Source organism: Paenibacillus sp. LK1, from assembly GCF_002750415.1.
GTDB classification, from domain to species: Bacteria; Bacillota; Bacilli; order Paenibacillales; family Paenibacillaceae; genus Paenibacillus; species Paenibacillus taichungensis.
In genome coordinates, this window is sequence record NZ_PEII01000011.1 from 90,436 (window position 1) to 102,501 (window position 12,066).

Here is a 12,066-nt window from a genome sequence, read left to right on the forward strand (position 1 = left end):
GTATCTCTCCTCTTCTTATTGATGTCGTCTATTTCGTCTTAAGTTCGTCTTTAGACTTTAAATTTCAGCTTTCAATACTTCTTCACCGGTCGTAATTGCTCCCAACTTCACAGGCAGAACCTGCTTGTAATCTGCTGTATTCGTAACGACCATCGCCGTTGTAATGTCATATTCCTTGGCAATTTGATCAAGTTCAAACGTGAGTAATTTGTCTCCAGCCTGTACACGTGCTCCCGTAGCGACATGGGCTTCAAAATACTGTCCGCGCAGTTTCACGGTGTTAATCCCCACATGGATCAGAAGCTCCATTCCGTTATCACTGCGGACCACGATCGCGTGTTTCGTTTTGAACACATTCATGATGGTACCTGTAACTGGTGACACCAGTTCACCCACCGTTGGAACAAATGCCACACCTTTACCCATCAATTCATCGCCAAACGTTGGATCATTAACTTCTTTGAGTGCGATCGCTTTACCCGTCATCGGTGCAATGGCTACTGCATCACTTGTTGGTGTTGGAGCACCCATATCGTCCACGTTCAAGGTTACAGCATTGCTGGACGGTGCTGCCGCTGGTGCCGCAGAAGCGCCAGGTGAGAATTGAGCCAACGCCTCGGCATCGCCCTCTTCTTCCTTGATCCCGAACACAGTAGACATAATTGCACCCACAACAAAGGCAAGAATCATACCGCCAAAGGAGTACCAGAAGGTTTGTCCGATCAGGGATGGCAGACCCGGAAGACCACCGTTACCTGCAAGCACATAAGCTTTGGCTCCAAAAGCAAGAGCGAATCCGCCACCCACGGCACTACCAATCATCGCAGCGGCAAACGGTTTTTTATATTTCATGTTCACGCCGTACATAGCTGGCTCGGTTACACCCATCAGAGCTGTAAAGCTGGTGGACAATGCAACGGTTTTGAGCTTTTTGTCTTTTGCACGGAAGAATACGCCCAACGTCGCTCCGGCCTGTCCCATATTGGAGATGAACGTCAGTGGCAAAAATTTATCGAAGCCTAATGTAGCAATATTGCTCAGGATGATCGGTACGAGCGCATAGTGCATACCTGTCATAATAATGAGCGCCATCGCGCCGCCCAGAATAATCCCTGCAATTAATCCGCCTTCGTTCAGCAGCCAGTTAATACCACCGGACAAGCCGCTACCTACAAATGTACCCAGTGGACCGATCGCAATCAGCGTTACCGGAACCATAACAAGCAAGGTAATCAGTGGTACAAGCAGCAACTTCAATGCTGCAGGAATAACGCGGTCAACCCATTTCTCAACATAAGACATCAGCCATACGGCAAGCAAAATCGGAATAACTGATGAGGCATAGCTGACAGCCGTTACCGGAATGCCAATAAACGCAACCGATTCACCGCTGGATAGCAATGCGCCCATATCGGGATACATCAGCGCAGTACTTAGTGCAATGGCAACAAACGGATTACTGCCGAATTTGCGAGCTGCACTAACCGCAATCAGCAACGGAAGGAAGTAGAATACGCCATCCCCAATGGCGGAAAGGATACGGTACGTGTCAGTACCTGCTGACATCCACTCCAGGGATACGAATAATGCAAGTAATCCTTTGAGCATACCCGCAGCTGTAATCGCTGGCAGCATTGGTGCGAAGACACCCGCAATCGTCTCAAAAATATTAAGAATTACATTTTTATTTTTTTCCGGTTTAGCTTGTTTATTTTCTGTACTTTGCTGTATTGCCGGATGTTCCTTCACCATAGCATCAAATACTTTGGACACGTCATTCCCGATAATCACCTGGAATTGATCTCCTGAGATATTTGTTCCCATGACTTTATCCAGTTTCTTAAGTGAGTTATTGTCCACTTTATCGTTATTTTTCAGATCAAATCTCAGTCGTGTGACGCAATGATACACCGAGTTGATATTGTTTGTTCCCCCAACGGCTTTGATGATTTCCTGTGCCGTTTCCTGATGTTTCATGATCATTTCCTCCTCATTTTTCCAATAAAAAATACCCGAACAAATAGCCACGTCTTCTACGTGTCATTCATTCGGGTATTGCCTGATTGAACAGTAACAAGCCCAATTGATATTTAGTTAGGTTCTGGTTCATGTGCTGATATTTCATTGGTCACGCTTCGGTTTCATTAACCGCTCCAGATGAAGGGTCAGATACAACTGTTCCGAATGCGTCATATCATACTGATAGTTCTTATGGATAAAAGTCTCAATCTTGCCGATACATTTGAAGGTTACGGGATAGTTTTTCCGTACGACCTCGTATAAATACTCCTCCGCATCGTCATGTGACGAGTGAGTAATTACCCGTTGGCAGAAATACTTCAAATGAGTAATGAAACGGAAATAGTTGACGCTATCTTCATCCAATTCGACATTGAAGTGATATTTGATAATGTTCATGATCTCCTGAAGCAGCTGCATCAAATGAGTGACATCGTTCATGGAATCATTGACTTCCGCATTGATGAAATGCAGCGCTATGTTGCATATTTCATCCTTCGGAAACTCCGCATCCAGTCTTTCCTTCAGCAGGGTGAGCGCTTCCCGGGCCACGTCGAACTCGGCCTTGTAGAAATGCTGCACTTCCCAGGAGAGCGGATTTCGTGTAATCATTCCCTTTTCCAGACGCTGGACAGCAAAATGAATGTGATCCGACAGTGAGACATAAATCCCGTCACTGATGGTTTTGTTCAATTGTGTACGTGCCAGTGTCACAATATCATCTGTCGCCTGCAGAATTTCAATCGGCACTTCCGTGACGATGGACTTGAACTTCTCATAGATCGATGCATCCTGAAGCCGGAATACTTTCTCAATCCGTTCTTCATCAATCTCATCGCCCGCCTTGAACTTAAACCCGATACCCCGGCCGAGGATCAGCAGTTCCTGATTTTTGTCATCCACGGTACTGACAATATTGTTATTAAATATCTGTTTAATAATCATGTTGGACCCACCTGTTTTTTTTGAGGATTAAAAAAGGGCAAAACCAAAATAGAAATAATAAATCATTTCCATAGTGGTTTTGCCCGCATTACCGGTAACAAGCCTCGGATATAATCTATCATAACCTGAAAACGGTGTCAACCCAAAATGCTACCACTGTTATTTTACTTTGTCTTGCTTTCAACAAATATTTCCCTACAGTTCCACGAGTGAGGGTATGCTGTCTTAATATGTACATGTTGATACACAAACAAACTGGAGAAGTCTTCTACTCAAAATGGAAATTTTTTCTTTTCACGGTAACTCATCAGCCTTGAGCATAAATAGGAGCCCTTCTTCCGAAGGACTCACTGTTACTCATATCGCTAATCATTGCTGGAACGTCACATGAATCTGTACAATCTCCGAACGACTGCTAGTACGAATCGGAGGTCCCCAGAAGCCAAATCCCGAGGTGACGATAGAGTGCATGGACCCTTTTTGCAGATAACCCCAATCATTCTCGTAGATGGCCTTAGTAATAAACTGAGCGGGTGCGATCTGACCACGATGGGTGTGACCAGACACAACTAAATCTACATGGTTTTGCTCCGCAATATCCAAATCATAAGGCTGGTGATCCATCATAAGCACAGGCATACTCAAGTCGGTATCCTGCATCAACGTCGCTACTTCTGCACGATCCTTCTCTGTCCGGTCTTTCCGTCCAATCAGCGTAATCTTATCGTCCAATGTAACTTTATCATCATACAGAACTTGCATATTACTCTTCTCCAAAGCAGCAATCAGATCCTCGATCGGACCGTTATACTTGTCGTGATTGCCCAGTGAGGCGTAAACCCCATAAGGGGCCTGAATTCCGCTGATAATATCCGCAATTCCACTCTTGAGGTACATATCCAGGTTGTCATCAATAATATCACCAGGATACAGTACCAAATCCGGCTTCAGCGCGTTAATTTCTTCCACCATGCGTTTAGCGTGAGCAGGGCCGGACAGCAGGCCAAAGTGCATATCCGCAGCCATAACAATGTTAAGGCTGTCCACACCTTCCACTTTTTTATCAATCTGAATGCTGTATTGTCTTACGACTGGACTATAGGCGTTATAGATACCATAGCCCAACGTGGACAGCAACAGCACGAGAGTGACCACACCTGCCCATTTATGAGCGTAATGTCTTGGAATACGGGTTAGTCTAAGTAACCATAACGTTAGATGAACCACCGGCAGGATCAATAACAGCAGAGAAAAGATTGCAAGCCAGTATGAACCGATAACACTCAGGAAGGAAATACTTCCAAACAACCTTGCCAATATGAAAGAAATTGCAAGAGATACAAGCGCAGCGATGTAAAACCAACGAAATCTCGCAGATACAACCGGCTTCATCCAGCTCCATCCGCTCCGTCCTATGTAAAACACTAATAAACCATACACAACCAAAAACAAGATGCCTGCAAGTACAAACATGCCTCTGTTAACCTCCACGTCAATAAGTTGATTGCTGAATTTTCTCTTGACCAAATTCCAGTCCATCTGAACAAGTATAACGTAGTTAAAGAGGTGAGGACATCTGTTTCCATTCCTCAGATGCGTACATTTTATTACAATTTGGAATACTTAAATTCCAATCAATATTTAGGCGATACGTCGACCCATAGCCTGTCATCTGAATAAAAAAACATTCCTGCGTCCGCTCATGACTGACTAACCTCATGAACGAGCACAGGAATGCTGAATGATCTCGAATTACATATTACTCGTTAGTGTCCATCCATTGGAAGTGGAATGAACCTTCTTTGTCCACACGTTTGAATGTGTGAGCGCCAAAGTAGTCACGTTGCGCTTGCAACAGGTTCGCAGGCAAACGCTCAGTGCGGTAGCTGTCATAATAAGACAACGCGCTGGAGAATCCAGGAACCGGAATTCCTTGAGTTACCGCAGCTGCAACGACCTCACGCCATGCACCTTGGTAGGATTCAACAATGTTTTGGAAGTATGGGTCCAGAAGCAGGTTTTTCAGTTCTGCATCCTTATCATATGCTTCTTTGATGTTTTGCAGGAACTGCGAACGGATGATGCAGCCACCACGGAAGATCATAGCGATGTTGCCGTATTTCAGATCCCAGCCATACTCGTCTGAAGCTGCACGCATTTGAGCAAAACCTTGTGCGTAAGATACGATTTTACTTGCAAATAGCGCTTTACGCACATTCTCGATGAACGCTTTTTTGTCGCCAGAGAATGCTTCAGTTGCTGGTCCATTCAAGATTTTGCTTGCTGCCACACGTTCGTCTTTCATTGCAGACAGGAAGCGGGAGAATACGGATTCCGTAATCATGGACAATGGTACGCCGAGATCCAGCGCGCTTTGGCTTGTCCATTTGCCTGTTCCTTTTTGTCCAGCTGCATCCAGAATGACATCAACCATTGGTTTGCCCGTTTCTGGATCATATTTGGAGAAGATGTCTGCCGTGATTTCAATCAGGTAGCTATCCAGCTCACCTTGGTTCCATTCAGAGAAAATTGCATGCAATTCTTCAACGGACACATTCAGCACGGATTTGAGCAAATGATACGCTTCTCCGATCAACTGCATATCCCCGTATTCGATACCATTGTGCACCATTTTCACATAGTGTCCGGCACCATCTGGTCCGATATATGTGCTGCAAGCATCGTCGCCTACTTTAGCGGAAATGGCTGTCAGAATGGGTTCAACAAGCTCATACGCACTTTCTTGTCCGCCTGGCATGATTGCCGGGCCTTTCAACGCGCCTTCTTCACCACCGGATACACCCGCACCAATGAAGCGGAAACCTTTGGCTTCCAGATCTTTGCTGCGGCGTTGGGTGTCAGGGAAGTATGCATTCCCTCCATCAATAATGATGTCGCCTTCGTCCAAGTGTGGCAGCAATTGTTCAATGGTAGCGTCCGTTGCTTTGCCTGCTTGAACCATGATCAGGATTTTGCGTGGGGATTCCAGGGAAGCTACGAACTCTTCAATCGTGAATGCGCCTGTCAGGTTTTTGCCTTCGGCTTCTTTGAGAAGATCATTCGTTTTCTCCGGGGAACGGTTAAATACCGATACCGAGAATCCTTTGCTTTCAATATTTAGGGCAAGGTTTTTACCCATTACTGCAAGTCCGATGACACCGATCTGTTGTTTACTCATTATGTCCTCCCAATACTCTTTATATATAGTAGGTTAAAATTCGAGATCAACAATCTTTATTACTGAACTGTTTTTTTCCAGTCTGCTGCAAATTTGTCCATCCCTTGATCTGTCAGCGGGTGTTTGGAAATTTGTTCAATGACGGAGAATGGAACAGTAGCGATATGTGCTCCTGCCATTGCTACACGTGTAACGTGATCCGGATGTCTTACAGAAGCCGCAATAATCTGTGCATCCAGGTTATGTGTACGGAACAGCTCAGCAACTTTGGCAACCAATTGCACGCCATCTTCGGAGATGTCATCAAGACGTCCAAGGAACGGGGATACATATGTTGCACCGGCACGAGCAGCAAGCAGCGCCTGGTTCACTGTGAAGATCAACGTTACGTTGGTTTTCACACCTTTTTTAGTCAGGTAACGGCAAGCTTCCAGTCCTGCAAGTGTCATTGGCAGCTTGATTGTGATGTTTTTATCGTTGTTATTGATTTTGATCAGTTCGTCTGCTTGAGCTATCATCTCTTCAGCTGTGATTGCATCTGGTGTTACTTCTGCAGATACGGATTCAACTTCAGGTACCTCACGCAAAATTTCTTCAATGCGGTCTTCGAATTTCACGCCTTCTTTGGCTACCAGAGAAGGATTCGTTGTTACACCAGACAGGACGCCGATTTTGTATGCTTTTTTGATGTCTACCAAGTTTGCTGTATCGATGAAAAATTTCATATTCAATTACCTCCAAGGGATATGTTTTTTTGTTTTTTTATGTTACAGATTTGCATTAACAGCCAGAGGAACTTCAATATCATCTTCAGCCTGCTGATCGGCAGGTTGGTCAAACCACCAGTGGTGCCCTTCCGCAGCGAGCATCGCATCCGACTCTGCTGGTCCATAACTTCCAGCAGGGTACAGATGAAGTGGGAGCAAATTCTCCTGGAATGCATCCAGAATAGGTTGTACCCAAGCCCAAGAAAGCTCTACTTCATCCCAATGGGCAAAGAACGTTGGATCACCATGCAATGCGTCATGAATCAAGTTCTCATAAGCCTCGGCCAAATCCTCACGATCTGGTGACAGATCGATATGAACAGGTTTGAACTCCCCTTTGTTTTGCGGATCGCTCGCATTCAGCTGCAGCGTCATGCTCTGGTCAGGACTCATCTCAATCACAAGCAGGTTCGGTTTGGAACCGTTAACCACGTTAGCCTGTCCAGATGGTTCCTTGAATTCGATGACGATGCGAGTTGATTTTTCCTTCATTCGTTTACCGGTACGGATATAGAAAGGTACTCCGCGCCAGAAGAAGTCATCAATCTGCAATTTTGCAGCAATAAAAGTATCATTCATCGTATTCTCGGCAACACCCGGTTCAGCTGCATATCCGCTAACGGATTTGCCTTGAATGTTTCCTTTAGCATACTGTCCGCGAATGACACTTGCACCCACGTTTTGCTTTTGCAGTGGCTCGATCGATTCCATGATGTGTTTTTTCTTCAAACCGACTTTTTCCGTGGTGCTGTTATATGGAAGTTGGATCGCCATCATCATAAGCAATTGCAGCATATGATTCTGGAACATGTCACGCACGGCGCCTACATGATCATAATAGGATGCCCGTTCTTCCACACCAACAGTCTCATTAGCGGTGATCTGCACATTGGAGATATAACGGTTGTTCCACAATGCCTTCATGATCGGATTGCTTTGATGCAAGGTTTCAAGACGCTGCACCATCGGTTTGCCCAAATAGTGGTCAATCCGATAAATTTCTTCTTCCGTGAATGCTTCGCTTAACTTGCGATTCAAGTCACGAGCCGATTGTAGATCATGTCCAAATGGCTTTTCGATCACAAGGCGTTTCCAGCCTTCAGTTGATCCAAGTCCACTACCCTGAATGTTCTCTGCAATGGGTTCGAAGAATTCTGGGCCAACCGAAAGGTAGAACAGACGGTTGGATGGAATGCCAAGTTCAGCCTCTCTTTGTTCCACTAACTTTAACAGCTCTAAATAATCTTCCTTATGGCTTATATTCAATACACTGTAACGGAAAGCCTGTACGAATGATTTTACAACTTCAGGATCAGCAGGGCGTCTGGAAAATTCATTTAATGATTTTTCCACTTGTGCCTGAAAGAATTCATCAGACCATTCTCTGCGTCCCAAGCCAATCAGCGAGAAGGATGCCGGAAGTTTCTGCTCAATGTATAAATTATATAAGGCTGGATATATTTTTCTTTTGGCTAAATCGCCAGTCGCACCAAATAAAATAATGCTCGTTGGTTCCATCTCACTATTCTCCTTCCAAGTAACTCTGGTTTCTTTGCTGTAGTTACACTATAATACGTTTCATAGCCATACAAGTAATTAATATATTTCACAGGAGCTATAGACGATATCTATGACAACAAATTATGAACTATATAAGGTATTCTATTGGGCTGCCAAAACAGGCAGTTTGACCCAAGCCGCCAAAGCGCTATATATTACTCAACCAAGTGTCAGCCATGCCATCAAACAGTTGGAAGAAAGCTTTGGTCTCACGCTGTTTTACCGGAATTCCAAGGGAGTTGCGTTAACACAGGAAGGTGTAAGTTTGTATTCCTATATTGAACAATCCCAGATTTTGATCTCGCTGGCCGAGGAGAAAATGGCTGCATTGAAGAGTTTAGACAACGGAGAACTAAGGATTGGTGGCAGTGATTCGCTGTTCAAGCATTACATGCTGTCCTATCTGGAAGAATTTCATGTACTCTACCCCAACATCAAGCTGCATCTAAGTCATGGGACAACGCCGGAAGTCATCACGTTTTTGAAAGAAGGCAAAATTGATCTGGGTGTTGTGCGGATGCCTATCGTTGACCCACAACTTGAGGTCAGGGAAAGTATCCAGCTCAAAGACTGCTTTGTCGCGGGCGAACGTTATGCTCAACTGAAGGATAAAGTTATGACATTGGAAATGCTGCTGGAGCATCAGCTCATTCTTTTCTCCAGAAACAGCCGGGTTCGGATGGCAATTACGGAGCTGTTCAACAGCTATGGCTACACACTCAAACCTGAAATTGAGGTCGGCAGTGTCGATCTGTTAATCGAATTTGCACGGAGGGGATTGGGCATATCGTATGTCACCCGTGAATTTATTTCCAAAGAGCTGGAAGAAGGCTCTCTCTTCGAAATTCAGCTGGATGTTGCCCTGCCCCCTTCACATGTGGGCATCATGACCAAGCGTAATATGCCAATTTCACTGGCAGCCAACCGGTTTATGGATCTCATTTTCAAGGCGGATTAAGATTCGTCGGTCTGCTGGTGTACAAAAAAAGTGCCTCGTCATCCCAAAAGGATGATGAAGCACTTTTTCTCATCTTAATTCAAGTTCTTTCAATCTGATCTCAATTCTCTCAGGAATCATAGCAAACAGTTGCTGCCAGGGCATGAATAGACTGGGCTCAAGTACAAACTCCTCAAACTCCATAGAGGGAACAAACGCCTTGGTCTGCAGAAAACTTCGCACGCTGGCGTCAATTTCTTCATTGGTCTGGAAATAACCTTCGAACATCTCGTTTACGAGCAGACCGTCACAACCCGCATTGGCGCCTGCTGCACTATACAAATCTGGCAACAGTTCAAACACCACAGGAATCGGAGAAAAAGCATGTTTGCCTGGCTGCGAGTATAAACACACATGGCGTCCAACCACATTAACTCGATCTTTCAGCAATCCCCGAAGTACTCTCCCATGGAAGCTGGCTTCACAGTCCACAACTTCACCGTCATGGCCCACATATATCCACACATGCTCCATTTCGTACAAATGCCCTATTTCATAATCCCACCAAATCGAAAATTCAATCACATATTGGACCGCCTCAACCGGAAAATGAATCTCCCGCTCGAATGACGGTGAAGGTCCTGATTGATCCAGAATGGAAACGCCTACAAAATCCGGGTAAAAGGGTTCATTTCGATCAAACATCAATACAGGTGCATAGCTCATCGCGGTTTCCAGCATTTCCTGCTCAGTCATGGTCATGGATCGTCCCTCCACATTCTTTGAGTGCTACTACTGTAACAAGCCAATGTTATGCCTATCTTAACAGAGAATTCGGAATGTGTTAATTGGAACAAAATTTAAGCCCGTAACCGGAAAGTTTTCCGGTCACGGGCCTGAAATCAATCATTTGATAGGAGAACGAAATAACGTTATCCCTTTGAATTTTTGGAAGATTTGGAAGCTTTGATCGCCTGATCGGAAACAGAATCCACACATCCAATCGGCGGTCCCAAAATCGCGTCATTTTTAATGGATGCCACTGCCGTCCTGTACGCCTCCTCATCAATACAGTATGCACGATGGGCAACTTCAGGCGGTGTTGCAGCCAGGAAGTCAGCCCCCAGCACAATGTCCGGTGTAGGTTGATCAAAAATCGTCAACAAGTGCACATCATCGGTCTCCGCCACAAACCAGTGAAACCATCCTTGAGGGAATATCGAAACCTGACCTGGCTTCAAGTGATAACTTATCCGCTCCCGCTTGAACGGATCGTAAACAGAAGTTGTAATTTCCCCGTTGATCAGAACGACCATCTCGGTCACATTTGTATGCCAGTGTGGCTGCACAATAATACCTTTGCTCATGTGTACATTGAAGAATCCATTTTTAATCGTAGGCAGCTGCGGTCCAAACAATTGGGTAATATAATTGCGCGAATCACGCTGATAATTCAACACCGCTGTCGAATCGGCCGCCAGCTGAACATTCGGGGCTTGCAGAATCGGATTAGTCATACCGCTGTTTCCTCCTTATAGGCATACATCTCATTGTTGTACTGTATGCGCTAATTAGCGGAGATAATACCGAGGACACGGCTCCAATGTAATTTTTATCCGACCGTGTAACTTACATCCGTTCATTAGGTGAAAATCATCCACTCTCATGTAAAATACAAAAACACCCTTTTCCTGTTGAAAACAGGTCTGGGCCGTTAATTGTTTTATTTTATCTATAGACATGGCTTAAATTAAGCAAGACCTGGGAATCTTCCCCGCGGCAAATCCTTTGGGAGATATCCGTTCAATCTCAGCCCATTCATCATTGGTGAAAGAAACGTGCAAGGCACCAAGATTCTCATGAACTCTCTCCAAACTGCGAGTACCAGAAGATTTTCTCTTACTTTTATCTGTAAAACGGGCTCAAAGATAAAAGGCTGACTCCATGTAGGAATCAGCCTTTTATCCTTTCGTATCCATTCTCAATCATTCTACGGTGCTTCAACAGTTGTTCCATAATACTCACAATCCGTCGATTGCTTCCGATATACCTTCGCCTTCGCCCCACATCCCGGACAACTCACCGAAACCTTCCTTTGTGGTTCCTCGACCTTTTCTTCAGTGTCTTTCTCATCGGATATATTAATTTCTGTATAGTTGATTGTATTGTGACTGGTGTAACTAACGGTATTGCTATTCCAAAAACAAATCTTTAAAGCTCGCTTCTATCACATCGGGAATCAACAAAATGGTCATGGTGTCTATTATGTAATTTAGGAGATCCTCATCGTTGTTCCACAATACTCACAGTCCGAAGACAAATTCGGATAAACCTTTACCTTTGCCCCACACCCCGAACAATTCACAGATACAGGTTCTTGTGGTTCCTCGTATTCATGATTGTGGTACTCATCTTCATAATACCCTTCATCATCATATTCCTCTTCATTGTCATAATGGTAGTGATAATGATCAGCCTTGGGATGGAATTTAGGTCGACTACACATTTTAATTCCTGTAACAAGTACGATAACGCCAGGTATAAAAAGAATAATCGTACTAATAATAGCCATTTCGGTTCCCTGGGATATTAATAATATAGATAATAAGATGGTCAGAGATGAAAGTATAATGAATATAATTCCAAAAAATTTCTTCACA

Annotated in this window: 10 protein-coding genes; 1 reads left to right on the forward strand and 9 read right to left on the reverse strand. The window is 44.5% G+C overall.

The genetic code is table 11. The annotated features are described in order from the left end of the window. Positions 1-57 precede the first annotated feature (57 nt). From CS562_RS22975 to zwf, 6 genes are all read right to left on the reverse strand, one after another. A complete protein-coding gene (locus CS562_RS22975; protein ID WP_099858336.1) occupies positions 58-1,977 on the reverse strand; it encodes a beta-glucoside-specific PTS transporter subunit IIABC in 1,920 nt (639 codons plus the stop codon). A gap of 144 nt (positions 1,978-2,121) precedes the next feature. Next, entirely contained in the window at positions 2,122-2,964 is an 843-nt protein-coding gene (gene licT / locus CS562_RS22980) for a BglG family transcription antiterminator LicT (protein WP_099858337.1), read from the reverse strand. A 369-nt stretch (positions 2,965-3,333) separates the two neighbouring features. Next, on the reverse strand, positions 3,334-4,437 hold the full coding sequence (locus CS562_RS22985; RefSeq protein ID WP_099858338.1) for a metallophosphoesterase: 1,104 nt from the start codon (positions 4,435-4,437) through the stop codon (positions 3,334-3,336). Positions 4,438-4,723: 286 nt separating this feature from the next. Further along, positions 4,724-6,142: an NADP-dependent phosphogluconate dehydrogenase gene (gndA, locus tag CS562_RS22990; protein ID WP_076289037.1), complete on the reverse strand. Its 1,419-nt coding sequence runs from the start codon at positions 6,140-6,142 to the stop codon at positions 4,724-4,726. Between the two features lie 59 nt (positions 6,143-6,201). After that, on the reverse strand, positions 6,202-6,867 hold the full coding sequence (gene fsa / locus CS562_RS22995) for a fructose-6-phosphate aldolase (protein ID WP_024630525.1): 666 nt from the start codon (positions 6,865-6,867) through the stop codon (positions 6,202-6,204). Positions 6,868-6,909: 42 nt separating this feature from the next. After that, on the reverse strand, positions 6,910-8,427 hold the full coding sequence (gene zwf, locus CS562_RS23000; RefSeq protein ID WP_099858339.1) for a glucose-6-phosphate dehydrogenase: 1,518 nt from the start codon (positions 8,425-8,427) through the stop codon (positions 6,910-6,912). Between the two features lie 112 nt (positions 8,428-8,539). Between zwf and CS562_RS23005 the strand changes: the two genes are divergently transcribed. Next, complete coding sequence (locus tag CS562_RS23005; protein ID WP_063563125.1) at positions 8,540-9,427, forward strand: LysR family transcriptional regulator; 888 nt, start codon at positions 8,540-8,542, stop codon at positions 9,425-9,427. 69 nt (positions 9,428-9,496) lie between these two features. Here the strand turns inward: CS562_RS23005 and CS562_RS23010 are convergent, their stop codons facing one another. The 3 genes from CS562_RS23010 to CS562_RS23020 all read right to left on the reverse strand — a co-directional run bounded on the left by CS562_RS23010 (position 9,497) and on the right by CS562_RS23020 (position 12,065). After that, a complete protein-coding gene (locus tag CS562_RS23010) occupies positions 9,497-10,168 on the reverse strand; it encodes a hypothetical protein (RefSeq protein ID WP_099858340.1) in 672 nt (223 codons plus the stop codon). 170 nt (positions 10,169-10,338) lie between these two features. Then, positions 10,339-10,923, reverse strand: a complete 585-nt coding sequence (locus CS562_RS23015) for a cupin domain-containing protein (protein ID WP_063563127.1) — start codon at positions 10,921-10,923, stop codon at positions 10,339-10,341. Positions 10,924-11,678: 755 nt separating this feature from the next. Continuing rightward, positions 11,679-12,065 carry a hypothetical protein gene (locus tag CS562_RS23020; RefSeq protein WP_076289034.1) on the reverse strand — a complete coding sequence of 129 codons (387 nt, stop codon included), beginning with the start codon at positions 12,063-12,065 and terminating at the stop codon, positions 11,679-11,681. Position 12,066: the final 1 nt, after the last annotated feature.

Bases quoted from the DNA above. Each gene is read 5' to 3' on its own strand.
- CS562_RS22975 (WP_099858336.1), bottom strand. From the start codon at position 1,977: ATGAAACATCAGGAAACGGCACAGGAAATCATCAAAGCCGTTGGGGGA.
- licT (WP_099858337.1), bottom strand. From the start codon at position 2,964: ATGATTATTAAACAGATATTTAATAACAATATTGTCAGTACCGTGGAT.
- CS562_RS22985 (WP_099858338.1), bottom strand. From the start codon at position 4,437: ATGTTTGTACTTGCAGGCATCTTGTTTTTGGTTGTGTATGGTTTATTA.
- gndA (WP_076289037.1), bottom strand. From the start codon at position 6,142: ATGAGTAAACAACAGATCGGTGTCATCGGACTTGCAGTAATGGGTAAA.
- fsa (WP_024630525.1), bottom strand. From the start codon at position 6,867: ATGAAATTTTTCATCGATACAGCAAACTTGGTAGACATCAAAAAAGCA.
- zwf (WP_099858339.1), bottom strand. From the start codon at position 8,427: ATGGAACCAACGAGCATTATTTTATTTGGTGCGACTGGCGATTTAGCC.
- CS562_RS23005 (WP_063563125.1), top strand. From the start codon at position 8,540: ATGACAACAAATTATGAACTATATAAGGTATTCTATTGGGCTGCCAAA.
- CS562_RS23010 (WP_099858340.1), bottom strand. From the start codon at position 10,168: ATGACCATGACTGAGCAGGAAATGCTGGAAACCGCGATGAGCTATGCA.
- CS562_RS23015 (WP_063563127.1), bottom strand. From the start codon at position 10,923: ATGACTAATCCGATTCTGCAAGCCCCGAATGTTCAGCTGGCGGCCGAT.